Genomic DNA, 16,668 nt, shown 5'->3' with positions numbered 1-16,668 from the left:
CACAGACGGCGACGCAGTCGTCACGCGCCAGGATCTGGCGCCGCGGTCGGGGATCACCCACGATCCGCACAACAGAAACGGAATGGAAATCAGTGTCTGAGCGAAACTCGAACGACGTCGACTGGGCAACCGCTGCCGAGCAGTCCTCGGAGGACGACGAGGCCCAGGAGGGCAACGTGCTCTCGGCCGACGAGCACTCCGTCGACCCCGCTGAGCACAACGCCGTCCACGTCGAGGAGACCGGCGACACCGAGGTCGACCTCGACGCCGTGCTCGACGCGATGGCCGAGGCCGTCGACCCCGAGGCCGACGCCGTCGTCGACGACGCCCTCGAACTCGACGAGGCAGCCGAGGTCGAAGCCGCAGCAGAGGCCATCGCCGAAGAAGAGGCAGACCCCACCGACGCCGACGCCGAGCCCGCCGAGGAGTCCGAAGAAGACCCTTACGACGCGTTCCGCAAGGAACTCCGCTTCCTGCCCGGCAAGTGGTACGTCATCCACTCCTACGCCGGTTTCGAGCGCAAGGTGAAGGCCAACATCGAGCAGCGCAAGTCGACGCTCGAGGTCGCGGACTACATCTACCAGGTCGAGGTCCCCATGGAAGACGTGGTCGAGATCAAGAACGGCCAGCGCAAGATGGTCACCCGCGTCCGCATCCCCGGCTACGTGCTCGTCCGCATGGACCTCAACGAGGACAGCTGGTCGGTCGTCCGCCACACGCCTGGCGTCACCGGCTTCGTCGGCAACGCGCACAACCCCACGCCGCTCCGCTTCGAAGAGTCCTTCAACATGTTGAAGTCGCTCGTCGAGGTCAAGGAGACCGCGCCCGTCAAGGGCTCCGGCACCAAGGGCAGCGCCACGCAGCAGCGTGTCATCCCCGCCGAGGTCGACTTCGAGATCGGCGAGACCATCACGATCAAGGAAGGCTCGTTCGCGGGCCTCCCCGGCTCCATCAGCGAGATCAAGCCCGAGAGCGGCAAGCTCACGGTGCTCGTCTCCCTCTTCGAGCGCGAGACGCCGGTCGAGCTCAGCTTCGACCAGGTCACCAAGCTCTAAGCCACACGGCTCCACAGTCCACCGCCGCCCGACGGGCGCGCGGGAGAGCGCACATCATCCGATGGCGTTCGAACCCCAGAAGAAGGAAGAAACATGGCACCGAAGAAGAAGGTCACGGGTCTCATCAAGCTGCAGATCCAGGCCGGCGCCGCAAACCCTGCTCCCCCCATCGGCCCCGCCCTTGGTCAGCACGGCGTCAACATCATGGAGTTCTGCAAGGCGTACAACGCGGCCACCGAGTCGCAGCGCGGCAACGTCATCCCCGTCGAGATCACCGTCTACGAGGACCGTTCGTTCACCTTCATCCTGAAGACCCCGCCCGCAGCGGAGCTCATCAAGAAGGCCGCCGGCGTCGCCAAGGGCTCCGGTACCCCGCACACCGTCAAGGTCGCGAAGCTCACCAAGGAGCAGGTCCGTCAGATCGCCGAGCAGAAGGCTCCCGACCTGAACTCGAACGACATCGACGCAGCCGCGAAGATCATCGCCGGCACCGCCCGCTCCATGGGCATCACGGTCGAGGGCTAGTCCTTCCGACCCGCACGGGGTGAGCCGTCCAGGCCACACCCTCGCACCTTTCTTTTTCACTCGTGGCAGCGCCGGCCAGGCGCAGATGACCACATTTCTCATAGGAGAACACACATGGCACAGAAGTCGAAGGCCTACCGGGCCGCAGCCGAGAAGATCGAGGCTGACAAGTTCTACACCCCGAACGAGGCCGTCGCCCTCGCCAAGGAGACCGGTTCCGCCAAGTTCAACAGCACCGTCGAGGTCGCCCTCAAGCTCGGTGTCGACCCGCGCAAGGCGGACCAGATGGTCCGCGGCACGGTCATCCTCCCGCACGGCACGGGCAAGACCGCCCGCGTCATCGTCTTCGCGACGGGCCCGGCAGCAGAGGCCGCGATCGCGGCCGGTGCTGACGAGGTCGGCGGCGACGAGCTCATCGCGAAGGTCGCCGAGGGCTACACCTCGTTCGACTCCGCGGTCTCCACCCCGGAGCTCATGGGCAAGGTCGGTCGTCTCGGTAAGGTCCTCGGTCCCCGTGGCCTCATGCCGAACCCCAAGACCGGCACCGTGACGCCGGACGTGGCCAAGGCCGTGTCCGACATCAAGGGCGGCAAGATCGAGTTCCGCGTCGACAAGCACTCCAACGTGCACTTCGTCGTCGGCAAGGCCTCGTTCGACGCATCGCAGCTCGAGGAGAACATCAACACCGCGCTCGAGGAGATCCTCCGCCTCAAGCCGTCCTCCTCGAAGGGCCGTTACATCCAGAAGGGTGCCGTGTCGACCACGTTCGGCCCCGGCATCCCGCTGGACGTCAACTCCATCTAGTCTCACCAGTACGAAGGCCCGGTCGCGTCACGCGACCGGGCCTTCGTCGTTCTCCGGGGTGGCGTCGTACGATGCAGGGATGGTCTCCACCCGCACCGCCACGGCAGACGACGCCGCCACGCTCGCCACGCTGGCCGCAGCGACCTTCGCCCTCGCCTGCCCACCCGGCACCGCGCAGGAGCACATCGACGCGTTCATCGCCGAGCACTTCACCCTCGACCGGTTCACCGGCTACCTGACAGATCCCGGACGCGCGCTCCGGCTCCTGATCGACGACGATGACCGCACGGCCATCGGCTACACGATGCTCGTCTTCGGTGATCTGATCGACCCCGACGTGCTCGCCGCAGTCACGCACCGCCCGACAGCGGAACTCAGCAAGCTGTACGTGCTCCCCGAGAGCCACGGTGCCGGCGGAGCGCGCACGCTCATGGAGGTGACCCTCGACGACGCCCGGTCCCGAGGGGTCACGTCGGTGTGGCTCGGGGTGAACCAGCAGAACGCCAGGGCGATCCGGTTCTACGGCAAGAGCGGGTTCGCGGTCGTGGGGACGAAGACGTTCCTGGTCGGGCCCGAACGGCACGACGACTTCGTGATGGAGCAGGTCTTCGGGGACGCACTTCGACAGGCTCAGTGACCGGTCCTTTGGTCCCTGAGCCTGTCGAAGGGCGGTCCACCGGTCCCTGAGCCTGTCGAAGGGCGGTCCACCGGTCCCTGAGCTTGTCGAAGGGCGGTCCACCGGTCCCTGAGCTTGTCGAAGGGCGGTCCACCGGTCCCTGAGCTTGTCGAAGGGCGGTCCGCCGGCCTTTGAGCCGGTCGACGGGCGGGATGGACTCAGCCGTCGGCGACCTTGAGGACGATCTTGCCGCGTGAGTGACCGCCCTCGAGGAGCACGTGGGCCTGCCGGACGGCGTCGAGGTCGAACACCTGGTCGACGAACACCCGGACGTCCCCGGACTCCAGCAGCCGACTGATGGTGTCGAGTGTGGCGCCGTCGGGGGCCACGGTGAACCGCGTCGCGCGGACGCCTGCGGCCCGGGCCTCCTCCTCGAGCGTCGGCCAGGAACCGGTCGGCGCGTTGATGATGAGCCCGCCAGGGCGGAGGACCCGCAGGGAACGCGACCCCGTGTCGTCCACGGTGTTGCCCACGAGGTCGATCACGACGTCGACCTGGTCGACGACGTCCTCGAACCGGTGCAACTCGTGGTCGACCGCCTGATGGGCGCCGAGTTCGCGCAGCCAACCGACGTTGCGACCGGAGCCGGTGGCGATCACCCGCGCGCCGAAGTACGTGGCGAACTGCACGGCGAAGTGCCCGACACCGCCGCTCCCGGCGTGGATGAGGATGCGCTGTCCCTCGTGCGCCTTCGCGACGTCGACGACCATGCCCCACGCGGTCAGCGCGGCGAGAGGGACCCCGGCGGCCTCGACGTGTGACAGCGTCGTCGGCTTCCGCGTCAGGCTCAGGGAGGACACCGCGACGTACTCGGCGTAGCTGCCGCCCGTCCGCGGGAAGCTCGTCATGCCGTAGACCTCGTCACCGGGCAGGAGGCCGGCGGCAGCGAAGGGCGACTCGACGACGATGCCGCTGAAGTCGTACCCGAGGACGGCCGGCATCGCCGTGATGGCAGAGGAGACGCCCCGGCCCGCGCGGGTCTTGGCGTCGACCGGGTTCACGCCGGCCGCGACGACCTTCACGAGGAACTCCGCCATGACCGGACGCGGTGTCGGTACGGTCTCCATCCGGAGGACCTCAGGACTGCCGACGGCGTCGATCACCGCGGCTCGCATGGTCTCCGGTGCCGGCTTCACCGCGTCCGCGGTTGTCGCCAGAGACCAGGAGTGTCCGACTCCTTGACGCATCGAGTACTCCTTCGTCGTTCATCCCCCGAAAGCTCCACCCGGCGGAGGTCGGCTCGGCGACGAGTCTCGCTCCGGTGCGTGGTCCGGCTCTGTTCTCATCAAAGCCGTCGAATGAGTCGGCGCTGTTACGGGGGTGTCAATTGGCTGGAAACGATTCCCTCTCTTCGGGGGACACGGCGGCCCGGCTGTCGCCCGATCCTCGGACGCGTGCTTCCGATACAGTGGCGCAATGCGCGCACTGTTCGGAGTCATCAGGATCATCGCGGGTGGGGTGATCATCGCCGCCATCGTCGGCCAGTTCGTCTACACCCTGTCCTTCGGTGACGCGCCCGACGACTTCTTCGTCAACTTCTTCAGCTACTTCACGATCCTGTCGAACGCGCTGAGTGCGATCGTCCTGTTGGTCGGCGCCGGGTTCTGCTTCCGGCTGCGACGCGATCCGGCCTGGTACAACCTGGTCCTCGGCTGCGTCGTGACCTACATGGCGACCACCGGCGTCGTCTACAACCTGTTGCTGCGCGGCATCGCTCTCGACCAGGGGCACACCCTCGGCTGGTCGAACGAGGTGTTGCACCTCATCGCACCGATCTACCTGGTGCTCGTCTGGATCGTGACGCCCGGCAAGTCCCGCCTGGAATGGCGTCAGGTGTGGGCGATCATCGCGTTCCCCCTCGTCTGGACCGTCTACACGATGATCCGCGGATCGATCGTCGGCTGGTACCCGTACCCGTTCCTCAACCCGGCGCAGCCCGGCGGCTGGGGAGCCGTCGTCGTCTACATGATCGCCATCGCCGGGTTCATCGGCCTGATGGGCTGCGCCGTCATCGCGTTGAGCCGGACGAGGCTCATCCGCGGATGACGGGGGCCACCTCAGACCAGCGGGTCTCTCGCACGTCGGCCGTCCGTCGGCGCCGATCCGTCGCCCTCGGGTTCGCGACCATCGGTGGCCTGCTCGTCGTGGTCGCCACGATCATGATCTGGGCCGCACGACTCAGCCTCGGCAAGAACAGCTACGTGAGCGGCCTCGGTGCCACCGGCGAGGTGACGGCGCCGGTCTTCAACGCGGCACTGCTCATGGTCGCGGTCGGTGGTCTCAGCATCGCTGTGGCGCTGCAGCGAGTCGTCCCGTCCCGCGAGCCCGGTCAGCGCCGCACGAGGGTTGGACTGCTGCTCGTCCCCTGGCTGCTCGTGGGACTGTCGAGCCTGTGCTTCCTTGTGGCGTCCCGGGTGACGTGCACCTACGAGTGCCCGATCCCGTCGAATCCGCTGTTCACGCTCCAGGACGCGGTGCACATCTCCTTCGCCGTGCTGGGCTTCGCCCTCGCCTGCCTGGCGATGATCGGGTCGGCCCTCGGGTCCCGGCTGCGCGCCATCCGGCGGCTGTCCTGGTTCGCCGGGTCCGCCGTCGCGGTGGTCGCGGGGCTCGGTGGCCTGCTCTCGCTCGCCGAGATCGGGCAGCAGGTGGGCAGTTGGTTGGAGTTCGCGGCGATGACCATCGCCCTGTTCTGGCTCGTCGGGTACGGCCTGGCGGAGGTCCTCGCCGTCGCGAAGACGGATGACGTCGGACGGCCTGGTTCCGCAGCGGAGGACGCGCGTCAGGTCGACGCGGCGTCGAGCGCCCGGGGCTGAGTCATCGCGTCGATCGCCGGTGCGGACAGGGCGTCGCGCAGCACCATGATCGCCGCTCCCAACACCCCGGCCTCCTCGCCGGCCGTCGAGGTGACGATGCCGAGGTGTCCGGTGGCGAGCGGCATCGACCGGCGGTAGACCACCTCGCGGACGCCGGTGAGGAGATGTTCACCCGCCCGGGTCATCGTCCCGCCGAGCACGATCACCGAGGGGTTCAGGAGGTTCACCACGACACTGAGCACCTCACCGATCTCCCGGCCGGCCTGCCGCGTGGTCTCGATGGCCATACGGTCGCCCGCGCGGATGAGTGCTGCGACGTCGCGACTGCTGACGGCGTCGATCCCGCGGGCGCGGAGCTCGGTCGCGATCGCCGGCCCGCTCGCGAGGGCCTCGAGGTCGCGCTCGTCGTCCGCAGCGCGTGGTGAGTCTCGGCCGACGGGGACCTGGACGTGCCCGATGTCGCCGGCCGCACCGAGTGCCCCGCGCTGCAGCTCGCCACCCGCGATGATGCCGGCACCGATACCCGTGGACACCTTCACGTAGACGAGGTCGTCGGTGTCCGGCCAGGAGATCGCGTGCTCGCCGAGCGCGAGGACGTTGACGTCGTTGTCGACGAGGACCGGGACGTCGATGGTCCGGCGGATGTAGGCGGGGACGTCGAAACGGTCCCAGCCCGGCATGATCGGCGGGTTCGTCGGCCGTCCGGTCGAGTGCTCGACCGGCCCCGGAAGCCCGATCCCGATCCCGATGACCGGGGGCGCGACCGGCTGTGGTGTGGCCCAGGTCTGCGGAGCGGCCAGCAGGGCCGACGCCGCGTCGACCACCCAGTCGAGGACGGGCTCGGGTCCCGCGGCGATCTGCAGCTCCGCGCGGCTCGTCGCGAGGATCGCGCCAGCCAGGTCAGTGACGGCCACCGTCCCGTGCGTCGCCCCCAGATCGACGGCGACGACGACGCGCGCGAGCGGGTTGAATGCGATCCGTGCGGGCGGGCGACCACCCGAGGAGGCTGCCTCTCCAGCGGGACGGAGCAGGTCTGCGGTCACGAGGGCGTCGATCCGGAGGGAGACGGTGGAGCGGGCCAGGCCGGTGAGGGCGCACAACTCCGACTTCGTGCGTGCCTCACCGCCGCGGAAGAGTTGGAAGAGGTCGCCGGCGCCCGGTGCTCCGGGGGAGGGGCGTAGCGGCTCGGTCATGGCGACAGTCAACCACCTCGGCCGACTTCTGTCGACTTGTCGTCAGAAGTCGGCGCTCAGCAGGGGTTCCCGGAGCGGCCCAGCGACGGGCGCGGGCTCCGGAAGGGTCGGGCGCCGAGCGGCTGGATTGGTGCGGTGGTACAGCTCGTCGATGAGCGCGTTCGCGAGGCCGACCAGCTTCGCGATCTCGGCGTCGTCGCGCTCGACCCACCGACAGAGGGGTTCGTCATCGATGGGGACGAAGTCCTTGTGCTCCTCCCAGACCACGAGCGTCCGCTCCGCGCCGATCACGTACTGCTGCCACCACACCTGGCGGAGGTAGTTGCGGGGGATCGAGCGCCAGGACTTCGTCGTGGTCTTGATCTCCGCGAGCACGACGGCCCCGCGCTCGGTCACGGCGATGCCGTCGGGGGTGGCGAGGTGGCGATGTTCGACCTCAGCCCGGAAGAGCGCCGACGAGGGGTTGATCCCGTGCGTCGCGGCGACCCACCGGGCGATCTCCGGCTCGCGGGCGCGACCGTGGTCGGTGAAGGCGTTGCCGGAGAAGCCCGTCCCGCCGAGCTTCGCATCGGCCGCCCGCTGGATCGAGGCCGGGGTCGAGAGGGTGGCGACGTCGGTCGCGGTGATCCCGCGCGAACGAGCCCGCAACCACGAGATGCGGTCGCTGGAGTCAGCGACGATCCGGGAGAGCAGAGCTGAGTTCACCTCTCCATTGTCCCCCACGCTTCCGACTCCTGCGGTATTCGTCGCCGGGGGAGCGGTGACCGGTGGGAGACTTTTGTTTGACCACCGACAGAAGTGTGGTTAGCCTGGATCTCGCAGCAGCGGCTGCCTGACACCATCATCATTGAGGAGCATCGTGTCGACTTCCCAACTCTCTGTCCAGCTCTACTCGGTACGGGAGCCGCTCACCGCGGATCGTGCCGCAGCGCTGCAGCGCCTGACCGAGATCGGTTTCCGCCAGGCCGAGCCGTTCGGCTTCGGTCCCGGCGTCAGTCTGCAGGACATCCACGATGCCGGCCTCGCCACCCCGAGCGCGCACGGCAAGGTCATCGCCGACGACATCGACCTGTCGGCGGCCTTCGGCGCGGCGGCGGAGCAGGGCGTGCAGGTCCTCATCGACCCCGCCATCGCCGAAGAGCGCTTCGCCACGGCGGAGACGGTCGCTTCGATCGCCGACGAGCTGAACGCCGCGGCAGCGGTCGCCGCCGGTCACGGAGTCCAGGTGGGCTACCACAACCACTGGTGGGAGCTCGAGGGCGACGTCGCGGGCACCAGCCCGCTCGAGCACCTCGCCGCACTCACCGACCCGGCCGTCGTGTTCGAGGTCGACACCTACTGGGTCGAGGTCGGCGGACGCCGCGCGGTCGACGTCCTCGGTGCGATCGGCGATCGTGTGCGCTTCATCCACGTCAAGGACGGCGACGCCTCGCGCGACACGCTGAAGCAGCTGCCCGCGGGTGCCGGGGTCGTCCCGGTGCTCGACATCCTCGCCGCGGCACCGCAGGCCTTGCGCGTCGTCGAGTTCGACGCGTTCGACGGCGACATCTTCCAGGGGCTCGAGCAGAGCTTCACGTACCTCACCACGAACGGAGTCCAGGCATGAGCAACAGCACCGGAACGGTCGGTGTCGGCCTCATCGGCGCCGGCGTCATCAGCGACCAGTACCTCAGCAATATGGTCACCTTCCCCGACCTCGACGTCCGGTTCGTCGCGGACCTCGACCTCGAGCGGGCGAAGACGCAGGCCGAGAAGTACGGGGTGCCCGGCCACGGCTCGGTCGCCGAACTCCTGGCCGACCCCGAGATCGAGATCGTCGTCAACCTGACGATCCCGAAGGTCCACGTCGAGGTCGCCATGCAGATCCTCGACGCCGGTAAGCACGTGTGGAGCGAGAAGCCCTTCGCGCTCGACCGTGAGAGCGGGCAGGCCCTGCTGGCCGCCGCGAAGGAGAAGGGGCTCCGCGTCGCCACGGCTCCGGACACCTTCCTCGGCGCCGGCATCCAGTCAGCCCGCCGGCTCGTCGAGGCCGGTGGCATCGGCCAGCCCCTCACCGCGCTGACCCTCATGCAGAGCCCCGGCCCGGAGTCGTGGCACCCGAACCCCGACTTCCTGTTCCAGGACGGCGCCGGTCCGCTCTTCGACATCGGCCCGTACTACATCACGGCGCTCGTGCAGCTGTTCGGTCCGATCGCCCGCGTCACCGCGCTGGCTTCGCAGGCCTTCCCGCAGCGGACGATCGGATCCGGCCCGCGCGCCGGTCAGTCGTTCGATGTGACGGTGCCGACGCACGTGAGCGCCCTCTTCGAGTTCGAGAGCGGCCAGCTCGCGCAGAGCGTCTTCAGCTTCGACTCCAAGCTCGGCCGCACGCAGTTCGAGGTCGCCGGCTCGACCGGCACGCTCGTCGTCCCCGACCCGAACACCTTCGAGGGCGACCTGCTCGTCTACGGCGGTGGCGAGGAGCCCGAGTCGATCCCGTCGACCGGTCCGACGCAGGGTCGCGGAACCGGGGTGGTCGAGCTCGCCCAGGCGATCCGCGCCGGTCGTCCCGAGCGCGCCTCCGGTGAGCTCGCCTACCACGTGCTCGACGTCATGGTCTCGACGGCCGAGTCGGGCCTGAGCCGTACCTCGGTGGACGTCGTCAGCACCGTGGAGCTCGCTCCCGCACTGCCGGAGTCGTGGACCCCGGCGGACGGCACCTTCGGAGCATGACCGTGGCCGGTCCCGGTATCGCGGTGGTGGGCGGTGGCTTCATGGCCACCGTCCACAGCCGGGCGGCCCGCGCTGCGGGTGCCCGGCTGGTCGGTGTCGTCGCCTCGACGCCCGAGCGCTCGCGGGAGGTCGCCGCGAACCTCGGGTTCGAGCGCGGGTACGGCTCGCTCGACGAGCTGCTGGCCGACCCCTCGGTCGACGTGGTGCACGTCTGCACACCGAACGCGCTCCACGCCGAGCAGGCACTCGCGGCCATCGCGGCCGGCAAGCACGTCGTCTGTGAGAAACCCCTCGCGACCGACGCCGCGACCGCCGAGCGTCTCGTCGCCGCCGCCGCCGAGGCCGGTGTCGTCGGCACGGTGCCGTTCGTGTACCGCTTCCACCCGCTCGTCCGGGAGGCCCGGGCGCGTGTCGCCGCCGGTGACCTCGGGACCCTGCTCACGATCAGCGGGTCGTACCTCCAGGACTGGTTGCTCGCGCAGGCCGACGACAACTGGCGGGTCGACTCGGCGGCCGGTGGCCGTTCGCGCGCCTTCGCCGACATCGGTTCGCACCTCGTAGACCTCTTGGAGTTCATCACGGGCGCGCGCATCACCGAGCTGAGTTCGACGGTCCGCACCTTCTTCGCCGAGCGCGCGAACACTCCGGAGGTCACGACCGAGGACGCGGCCGCGGTCGTGATCCGGCTCGAGGGCGGCGCCATCGGCACGCTGCTCGTCTCGCAGGTCGCGCCCGGTCGGAAGAACCGGCTGCACCTCGAGGTCGCCGGGACGGAGCTCAGCATCGGCTTCGATCAGGAAGCGCCGGAGACGCTCTGGCTCGGCCGTCGGTCGGGGACGCAGGTGCTGCCGCGCGACGCCGACCAGCTGCACCCGGACGCCGCACGCCTGTCCATCGTCCCCTCGGGGCACCCGATGGGCTACCAGGACGCCTTCAACGCGTTCGTGGCCGACAGCTACGCGGCGATGGCCGGGCAGTCGCCGGACGGCTTGCCCGTCTTCACCGACGGCCTCCGCACCGCGCGCATCACCGAGGCCGTCCTCGACGCGGCCGAAACCGGCCGCTGGGAAGCGATCGCCACCTCCACCGACGACGAGCAGAGGATCACCGCATGACCGACACCACCGACAAGCAGTACGCCAGCCGCCTCCCGGTGACCCTGTTCACCGGACAGTGGGCGGATCTCCCCTTCGAAGAGGTCGCCCGCCTCGCCGCCTCCTGGGGCTACGACGGCCTCGAGATCGCGGCCTCGGGCGACCACCTCGACCTGAAGCGCGCGGATGAGGACGACGCCTACCTGCAGTCCCGCCTCGACATCCTCGACCGGCACGGCCTCGAGGTCTTCGCGATCTCGAACCACCTCACCGGCCAGGCCGTGTGCGACGACCCGATCGACTTCCGCCACCAGGCGATCGTGCGCGACTACACCTGGGGCGACGGCGAAGCGGAGGGGGTGCGCCAGCGGGCGGCCGAGGACATGAAGCGGTCCGCACGGGTCGCGCGCAAGCTCGGCGTCGACACGGTCGTCGGCTTCACGGGGTCGAAGATCTGGCAGTACTCCGCGATGTTCCCGCCGGTGCCGGCCTCCGTCATCGACGCCGGGTACGAGGACTTCGCGACCCGCTGGAACCCCATCCTCGACGTCTTCGACGCCGAAGGTGTCCGCTTCGCCCACGAGGTGCACCCGTCCGAGATCGCCTACGACTACTGGACGAGTGTCCGGACCCTCGAGGCGATCGACCACCGCCCGGCGTTCGGTTTCAACTGGGACCCGTCGCACATGATGTGGCAGGGCGTCGACCCGGTGGGGTTCATCGTCGAGTTCGCGAACCGGATCTACCACGTCGACTGCAAGGACACCCGGATCCGGCCGGCCACCGGTCACGCCGGCATCGTCGGCTCGCACCTGCCCTGGGGCGACCCGCGACGCGGTTGGGACTTCGTGTCGACCGGTCACGGCGACGTGCCGTGGGAGGACGCCTTCCGCGCCCTCTCGAGCATCGGCTACGCCGGGCCGATCTCGATCGAGTGGGAGGACGCCGGGATGGACCGCCTGCACGGAGCCGAGGAGGCCGTCGGATACATCCGGAACCTGCTCTGGAAGCTGCCCGAGCAGTCCTTCGACGCGGCGTTCAGCACGCAGTAGCCCCGGACCCTGAACTGCTTCTCCGGTCCCTGAGCTGCTTCTCCGGTCCCTGCGCTGCCTCTCCGGTCCCTGCGCTGCCTCTTCGGTCCCTGAGCTTGTCGAAGGGCGGTCGCCGGTTACAACGCCTTCGCCGCCGCGACGAGCACCTGGTTGAGCGTCGGTGCGCCGGTCGCACGGAACACCTCGGTGCCGTCGTCGGCCGTGATGATGACCGTGGGGGTGGAGCGGATGCCGTCGGCCTCCGCCTCCGCCGCACGGAAGGCGACGTCGCGCTCCTCGACGACGGCACCGGCCACGAGCGCCGGGACCTCGGCCAGGACGGCGCGGGCCTGCATGCAGGGGGCGCAGAACGCGGAGGTGTACAGGGTGAGCTTCACGTCTCGTCCAACGCGAGCCGGCGGTCGACCATTCCGCTTCGGTCGCCCGATCCTGGGGGAGTTGTCAATCGTCCACGCGATCGCGGGTTGATGGACCAGGATGGGCGTCATGAGAATCGCAGTGACGGGAGGCTCGGGCAAGCTCGGGCGAACAGTGGTCGGCCATCTTCGGGAGCACGGTCACCTGGTGATCAACCTCGACCAGGCGGGAGAGCGCGGTGACGGTTTCGTCCGCATCGACCTGCGTGACGCTGGCCAGGTGTTCGACGCCTTCACCGGCGTCGACGAGCAGGCGCCGGACGGGTTCGACGCGGTCGTCCACCTGAGCGCCATCCCCGCGCCGGGGCTCTCGACGAACACGGCGACCTTCCAGAACAACATCCTCAGCACCTACAACGTGTTCAATGCCGCCATCAAGGCCGGCATCACGAACATCGTCACGGCGTCGAGCGAGACCGTCCTCGGGCTGCCGTTCGACACCCCGCCGCCCTACATCCCCGTCGACGAGGCCTACGCGGCGCGACCCGAGTCGACGTACTCGCTCTCGAAGCACCTCGAGGAGCAGCTGGCGATCGAACTCACGCGGTGGCACCCCGAGCTCAAGATCATCGCCCTCCGCTTCTCCAACGTGATGGACGAGGCCGACTACGCGGCGTTCCCGTCGTTCGACGCCGACGCCACCCTCCGCAAGTGGAACCTCTGGGGCTACATCGACGGCCGTGACGGCGCGCAGGCCGTGCGGCTCGCGCTCGAGCACCAGGCCACCGGGTTCGACCGGTTCATCATCGCAGCGGCCGACACGGTCATGTCGCGCGACAACGTCGAGCTCGTCGCGGAGGTCTTCCCGGACGTGCCCGTCACCGGCGACATCGCCGGCAACGGCACGCTGCTCTCGATCGACCACGCCCGCCAGGTCCTCGGGTACGACCCGAAGCACAGCTGGCGCTGACCCGTTCTCAGGAGTTCCTCGGCGCGTCGCTCGCTCGCGAGCCCGGCGCTCCAGAGGACTCCTGAGAAAGGGACTTCAGAGGGTGTCGTTGAGCTTCGCGAGCAGTTCGGCGAGCCGCCGCACCTCGGCCTCGTCCCAGGACGAGAGCTGCTGGTAGAGCATCGCCTGGTCGCTCGCCTTCGTCGACTCCATCCGGCGTTTGCCCTCGGCCGTCGCGACGACGAGGCTGGCTCGACCATCCTCGGGGTCCGGGGTCCTCGTGACGAGGCCGAGCTCCTCCAGCTGGTGGATGAGGCGGCTCACCGCGCTCTTGTCCGTCGCGAGCATCTCGGCCAGGGCACCGGCGCGGATCGCTCCAGAGCGCGAGACCATGCTGAGCAGCTTGTAGCCGGCCGGCTGGAGTCCGGGGGAGATCCGCTCGGCCCGGTCGCGGATGCCGTTGCGGATGCGGTTGATGAGCAGCGCGAACTGCTCCTCCACGGCACCGATCGCGAGGTCGTGCGCGGTGCCGGCCGCTGCGTCGTCGGCAGCGGCCGGCCCGGCCTGGGCGTCGTGATCGATGGACATCGTTCGCATTGTACGGACTAGCGGCCGTGGCGGGGGCTGTGTGCCTCGGCCTCCGAGCCGCTGTCGGCGTCGGCGGTCTCGTCCCGTCCTCGCTCGAGTCGGGTGTCCGCCTCGCCACCGATCATGGCCTCGGCCACGTCGAGCGCACCGGTCGCGAACGACTGGGTCGACGTGGACGCGGTGGCCGTCGTGACGGAACCGGTGGCCGCGCCGACGAGGGCCGGCTCTCCGGTGCCCTGCTCGGCCATGCGCTGCACGGCGTTCTTCGAACCGAGCTTCTTGTTCGGCAGGAAGATCACGGCGATGATCGTCAGGATCGCGAGTGGTGCGGCGACGAGGAAGATGTCGGCGACCGCGTCACCGTAGACGGATTCGATGATGGTCCGCACCGACTCGGGCAGCGTGCTCACCTTGGGGATCGTGCCGCTCGAGAGCGTCTCGGCGATCTTGGCACCGGGAGCACCGAGGGCGACGATGGCCGCCTGCAGGTCGTCCTGTCGGTCGGAGAGCATGTCGGTGACCTTCGTCGCGAGCACCGAGCCCATGACCGACACGCCGATCGTGCCGCCGAGGCTGCGGAAGAACGCGACACCCGCGCTCGCCGTCCCCAGCTGCTGCGGCAGGACGTCGTTCTGGACCACGAGCACGAGGTTCTGCATGACCATGCCGACACCGGCGCCGAGGACGAACATGTACACGGAGACGAGCAGGTAGTTCGAGTCGTAGTGGATCGTGCTCATGAGGAACAGGCCGACGGTGAGGAGGATCGAGCCGACGATGAGGTACGGCTTCCAGTGGCCGAAGCGGGAGATGAACTGCCCGACCACGATGGAGGCGATCAGGAGGCCGCCGATCATCGGGAGCGTCAGCAGGCCCGACTCCGTCGGTGTCGCTCCACGCGCCAGCTGCATGTACTGGCTGAGGAACACCGAGGTGCCGAACATCGCCACACCCACCGAGATGCTCGCGACGACCGCGAGGGTGAAGGTCCGGTTCTTGAACAGCGACATCGGGATGATCGGCTCGTCGACCTTGATCTCGACGATGACCGCTGCGGCGAGCAGGAGGACGGAGATGCCCACCATGACGAGCGTCGTGAAGCTCGCCCACTCGAACTGCGTCCCGGCCAGGGTGACCCAGATGAGCAGCAGCGAGACCCCGCCGGCGATCAGGGCTGCGCCCAGGTAGTCGATCTTGACCTTGCCGACGTTCCGCTTCGGGAGGTGGAGCGTGCGCTGCAGGAGGAAGATCGCGGCGATCGCGAAGGGGACACCGACGAAGAAGTTCCAGCGCCAGCCGAGCGAGTCGGTGAGGAGGCCGCCGAAGAGCGGGCCGCCGACCGTGCCGACCGCCATCACCGCGCCGAAGAGGCCCATGTAGCGGCCACGCTCACGCGGGCTGATGATGTCGGCCATGATGATCTGGCTGAGCGCCGTGAGACCACCGGCGCCGAGGCCCTGCAGGACGCGGAAGCCGATGAGCGTGCCGGTGTCCTGCGAGAAGCCCGCGAGCGCCGAGCCGAGTACGAAGATCCCGAGCGCCAGCTGGATGAGCAGCTTGCGGTTGAAGAGGTCGGCGAACTTGCCCCAGATGGGCGTCGAGACGGTGGTGGCGAGCAACGTGGCCGTGACGACCCAGGTGAACGCCGTCTGGTCGCCGTTCAGGTCGGAGATGATCCGGGGGAGGGAGGTCGAGACGACGGTTCCGGCGAGGATCGACACGAACATGCCGAGGAGGAGGCCGGAGAGGGCCTCGAGCACCTGGCGATGCGTCATGCCGTTGTCCGCGCGAGCGGGCGTGACTGGTGAAGAAGTGGTGTGTGACATGGGCTCCGCGATCGTGATGACGTCAGCTAGTTGATATGCGTCAACTATATGAGAAGTAGTTGATCAGTGTCAACCAATCACGACGGCGGGGTATTCCCGTGGCCCTTCGCCAGGCTCAGGGACCGGGGACCGGGGACCGGCGGCGCGGGACCGGGGAGGGGCGCGTCGGGGAGCGGACGAGTGGCTCGCGGACCGGGCAGGGGTGGCTCGGGGAGCGGATGTGCGCCGCTCCCCGAGCCTGCCGAGTGGCCGATCAGCGCCGAATCGTGACGTCCTTGAGCTTCCCGTTCGCGATGTGGAGACGACGCTCGGCGCGCTTGGCGACCGCGGTGTCGTGCGTCACCACGACGACCGTGAGCCCGCGGTCGCGCCACAGACCCTCGAGGAGGTCCATGATCTCGTCGCGGGTCTCCTCGTCGAGGTTGCCGGTCGGTTCGTCGGCGAGCAGCACCTCGGGCTCTTTGACGAGCGCACGGGCGATCGCGACCCGCTGCTGCTGCCCGCCGGACAACTCGGCGGGGAGGTGCGAACCCCGCTCCGCGAGTCCGACGGACGCGAGCGCCGCCCGAGCCCTGGTCTCGCGTTCGGCCCGAGGGGTCCCGATCGGGACCAGGGCCATCTCGACGTTCTCCTGTGCCGTCAGCGTCGGGATGAGGTTGAACCCCTGGAACACGAAGCCGATCTCCGTGGCGCGTATCCTGCCGAGCTTCGTCTCGCTGAGCGTCGAGAGGTCGTCGCCGGCGAGGGAGATGCTGCCGGCGGTCGGTCGGTCCAGCGCGCCGAGCATCTGGAGGAGCGTCGACTTGCCGCCGCCGGTCGGACCTTGGATGGCGACGAGCTGTCCGTCGGGGATGTCGAGGTCGACGCCGTCGAGCGCCGTGACCGAGCGCTTCGCCTGGCGGTACTGCTTGGTGAGGCCGGTGATCGTGTACATGGGGTCCTTCGTTCTGCTGGTCGGAGTGAGAAGTGGGACCGCCGGGTGGTCGCGGGGGAGACGACCACCCGGCGGCGTCTGGTGCGTC

18 protein-coding genes are annotated in these 16,668 nt (G+C 69.0%); 11 read left to right on the top strand and 7 right to left on the bottom strand.

Annotated features, from left to right (window positions below; translation table 11 throughout):
* Positions 1 to 92: 92 nt before the first annotated feature.
* From nusG to GV015_RS18450, 4 genes are all read left to right on the top strand, one after another.
* The gene (nusG, locus tag GV015_RS18465) at positions 93 to 1,055 is read left to right on the top strand and encodes a transcription termination/antitermination protein NusG (protein WP_079706703.1); all 963 of its coding nucleotides are present in this window, start codon (positions 93 to 95) and stop codon (positions 1,053 to 1,055) included.
* 93 nt (positions 1,056 to 1,148) lie between these two features.
* Complete coding sequence (rplK, locus tag GV015_RS18460) at positions 1,149 to 1,580, top strand: 50S ribosomal protein L11 (protein ID WP_056014074.1); 432 nt, start codon at positions 1,149 to 1,151, stop codon at positions 1,578 to 1,580.
* A gap of 114 nt (positions 1,581 to 1,694) precedes the next feature.
* On the top strand, positions 1,695 to 2,384 hold the full coding sequence (gene rplA / locus GV015_RS18455; RefSeq protein ID WP_079706704.1) for a 50S ribosomal protein L1: 690 nt from the start codon (positions 1,695 to 1,697) through the stop codon (positions 2,382 to 2,384).
* Between the two features lie 79 nt (positions 2,385 to 2,463).
* Positions 2,464 to 3,021, top strand: coding sequence for an N-acetyltransferase (locus GV015_RS18450; protein ID WP_159879923.1), 558 nt, complete (start codon positions 2,464 to 2,466; stop codon positions 3,019 to 3,021).
* A 197-nt stretch (positions 3,022 to 3,218) separates the two neighbouring features.
* Here the strand turns inward: GV015_RS18450 and GV015_RS18445 are convergent, their stop codons facing one another.
* Entirely contained in the window at positions 3,219 to 4,175 is a 957-nt protein-coding gene (locus GV015_RS18445) for an NADP-dependent oxidoreductase (protein WP_124770005.1), read from the bottom strand.
* 301 nt (positions 4,176 to 4,476) lie between these two features.
* Here GV015_RS18445 and GV015_RS18440 point away from each other — a divergent pair, with 301 nt between their 5' ends.
* On the top strand, positions 4,477 to 5,106 hold the full coding sequence (locus tag GV015_RS18440) for a Pr6Pr family membrane protein (RefSeq protein ID WP_159879921.1): 630 nt from the start codon (positions 4,477 to 4,479) through the stop codon (positions 5,104 to 5,106).
* Positions 5,103 to 5,876: a DUF998 domain-containing protein gene (locus GV015_RS18435; protein WP_159879919.1), complete on the top strand. Its 774-nt coding sequence runs from the start codon at positions 5,103 to 5,105 to the stop codon at positions 5,874 to 5,876. Before GV015_RS18440 ends, GV015_RS18435 begins: the two co-directional genes overlap by 4 nt.
* On the opposite strand, the gene GV015_RS18430 is transcribed toward GV015_RS18435, so the two are convergent.
* Both GV015_RS18430 and GV015_RS18425 read right to left on the bottom strand, forming a co-directional pair.
* On the bottom strand, positions 5,843 to 7,069 hold the full coding sequence (locus GV015_RS18430) for an ROK family transcriptional regulator (protein ID WP_159879917.1): 1,227 nt from the start codon (positions 7,067 to 7,069) through the stop codon (positions 5,843 to 5,845). The two genes, GV015_RS18435 and GV015_RS18430, sit on opposite strands and share 34 nt — an antisense overlap.
* A 42-nt stretch (positions 7,070 to 7,111) precedes the next feature.
* Positions 7,112 to 7,774 carry a YqaJ viral recombinase family protein gene (locus tag GV015_RS18425; protein WP_159879915.1) on the bottom strand — a complete coding sequence of 221 codons (663 nt, stop codon included), beginning with the start codon at positions 7,772 to 7,774 and terminating at the stop codon, positions 7,112 to 7,114.
* A 154-nt stretch (positions 7,775 to 7,928) separates the two neighbouring features.
* Here GV015_RS18425 and GV015_RS18420 point away from each other — a divergent pair, with 154 nt between their 5' ends.
* Genes GV015_RS18420 through GV015_RS18405 form a run of 4 tightly spaced genes read left to right on the top strand, consistent with a single transcriptional unit; the run spans position 7,929 to position 11,927 of the window.
* Positions 7,929 to 8,675 carry a sugar phosphate isomerase/epimerase gene (locus tag GV015_RS18420; protein ID WP_079706711.1) on the top strand — a complete coding sequence of 249 codons (747 nt, stop codon included), beginning with the start codon at positions 7,929 to 7,931 and terminating at the stop codon, positions 8,673 to 8,675.
* Positions 8,672 to 9,781 (top strand): Gfo/Idh/MocA family protein, encoded by a 1,110-nt coding sequence (locus GV015_RS18415; protein WP_159879913.1) that lies wholly within the window; start codon positions 8,672 to 8,674, stop codon positions 9,779 to 9,781. Before GV015_RS18420 ends, GV015_RS18415 begins: the two co-directional genes overlap by 4 nt.
* Positions 9,778 to 10,896: a Gfo/Idh/MocA family protein gene (locus GV015_RS18410; RefSeq protein ID WP_159879911.1), complete on the top strand. Its 1,119-nt coding sequence runs from the start codon at positions 9,778 to 9,780 to the stop codon at positions 10,894 to 10,896. The genes GV015_RS18415 and GV015_RS18410 overlap by 4 nt, the downstream gene beginning before the upstream one ends.
* Positions 10,893 to 11,927, top strand: a complete 1,035-nt coding sequence (locus tag GV015_RS18405) for a sugar phosphate isomerase/epimerase (protein WP_191941759.1) — start codon at positions 10,893 to 10,895, stop codon at positions 11,925 to 11,927. Before GV015_RS18410 ends, GV015_RS18405 begins: the two co-directional genes overlap by 4 nt.
* A 116-nt stretch (positions 11,928 to 12,043) precedes the next feature.
* Here the strand turns inward: GV015_RS18405 and GV015_RS18400 are convergent, their stop codons facing one another.
* Positions 12,044 to 12,304 carry a thioredoxin gene (locus GV015_RS18400; protein ID WP_159879909.1) on the bottom strand — a complete coding sequence of 87 codons (261 nt, stop codon included), beginning with the start codon at positions 12,302 to 12,304 and terminating at the stop codon, positions 12,044 to 12,046.
* Between the two features lie 109 nt (positions 12,305 to 12,413).
* On the opposite strand from GV015_RS18400, the gene GV015_RS18395 reads away from it, so the two are divergent.
* Positions 12,414 to 13,253, top strand: coding sequence for an NAD(P)-dependent oxidoreductase (locus GV015_RS18395; RefSeq protein WP_159879907.1), 840 nt, complete (start codon positions 12,414 to 12,416; stop codon positions 13,251 to 13,253).
* Between the two features lie 75 nt (positions 13,254 to 13,328).
* Here the strand turns inward: GV015_RS18395 and GV015_RS18390 are convergent, their stop codons facing one another.
* The 3 genes from GV015_RS18390 to GV015_RS18380 all read right to left on the bottom strand — a co-directional run bounded on the left by GV015_RS18390 (position 13,329) and on the right by GV015_RS18380 (position 16,580).
* Positions 13,329 to 13,820, bottom strand: coding sequence for a MarR family winged helix-turn-helix transcriptional regulator (locus GV015_RS18390; protein WP_159879906.1), 492 nt, complete (start codon positions 13,818 to 13,820; stop codon positions 13,329 to 13,331).
* 17 nt (positions 13,821 to 13,837) lie between these two features.
* Positions 13,838 to 15,595 carry an MDR family MFS transporter gene (locus tag GV015_RS18385; RefSeq protein WP_159879904.1) on the bottom strand — a complete coding sequence of 586 codons (1,758 nt, stop codon included), beginning with the start codon at positions 15,593 to 15,595 and terminating at the stop codon, positions 13,838 to 13,840.
* A gap of 304 nt (positions 15,596 to 15,899) precedes the next feature.
* Positions 15,900 to 16,580 carry an ABC transporter ATP-binding protein gene (locus GV015_RS18380; RefSeq protein WP_137243891.1) on the bottom strand — a complete coding sequence of 227 codons (681 nt, stop codon included), beginning with the start codon at positions 16,578 to 16,580 and terminating at the stop codon, positions 15,900 to 15,902.
* Between the last annotated feature and the right edge of the window lie 88 nt (positions 16,581 to 16,668).

The sequence above is a fragment of the Plantibacter sp. T3 genome, from assembly GCF_902506515.1.
Taxonomy (GTDB): domain Bacteria; phylum Actinomycetota; class Actinomycetes; order Actinomycetales; family Microbacteriaceae; genus Plantibacter; species Plantibacter auratus.
This window is presented reverse-complemented; position numbering and strand designations above follow the sequence as displayed.

What these genes read in the sequence shown, in the direction of transcription:
- GV015_RS18430 (WP_159879917.1), bottom strand. Translation starts at nt 7,069, where the DNA reads ATGACCGAGCCGCTACGCCCCTCCCCCGGAGCACCGGGCGCCGGCGAC.
- GV015_RS18390 (WP_159879906.1), bottom strand. Translation starts at nt 13,820, where the DNA reads ATGTCCATCGATCACGACGCCCAGGCCGGGCCGGCCGCTGCCGACGAC.
- GV015_RS18435 (WP_159879919.1), top strand. Translation starts at nt 5,103, where the DNA reads ATGACGGGGGCCACCTCAGACCAGCGGGTCTCTCGCACGTCGGCCGTC.
- GV015_RS18445 (WP_124770005.1), bottom strand. Translation starts at nt 4,175, where the DNA reads ATGCGAGCCGCGGTGATCGACGCCGTCGGCAGTCCTGAGGTCCTCCGG.
- GV015_RS18395 (WP_159879907.1), top strand. Translation starts at nt 12,414, where the DNA reads ATGAGAATCGCAGTGACGGGAGGCTCGGGCAAGCTCGGGCGAACAGTG.
- GV015_RS18380 (WP_137243891.1), bottom strand. Translation starts at nt 16,580, where the DNA reads ATGTACACGATCACCGGCCTCACCAAGCAGTACCGCCAGGCGAAGCGC.
- rplA (WP_079706704.1), top strand. Translation starts at nt 1,695, where the DNA reads ATGGCACAGAAGTCGAAGGCCTACCGGGCCGCAGCCGAGAAGATCGAG.
- GV015_RS18405 (WP_191941759.1), top strand. Translation starts at nt 10,893, where the DNA reads ATGACCGACACCACCGACAAGCAGTACGCCAGCCGCCTCCCGGTGACC.
- GV015_RS18385 (WP_159879904.1), bottom strand. Translation starts at nt 15,595, where the DNA reads ATGACGCATCGCCAGGTGCTCGAGGCCCTCTCCGGCCTCCTCCTCGGC.
- GV015_RS18450 (WP_159879923.1), top strand. Translation starts at nt 2,464, where the DNA reads ATGGTCTCCACCCGCACCGCCACGGCAGACGACGCCGCCACGCTCGCC.
- rplK (WP_056014074.1), top strand. Translation starts at nt 1,149, where the DNA reads ATGGCACCGAAGAAGAAGGTCACGGGTCTCATCAAGCTGCAGATCCAG.
- GV015_RS18440 (WP_159879921.1), top strand. Translation starts at nt 4,477, where the DNA reads ATGCGCGCACTGTTCGGAGTCATCAGGATCATCGCGGGTGGGGTGATC.
- GV015_RS18415 (WP_159879913.1), top strand. Translation starts at nt 8,672, where the DNA reads ATGAGCAACAGCACCGGAACGGTCGGTGTCGGCCTCATCGGCGCCGGC.
- GV015_RS18410 (WP_159879911.1), top strand. Translation starts at nt 9,778, where the DNA reads ATGACCGTGGCCGGTCCCGGTATCGCGGTGGTGGGCGGTGGCTTCATG.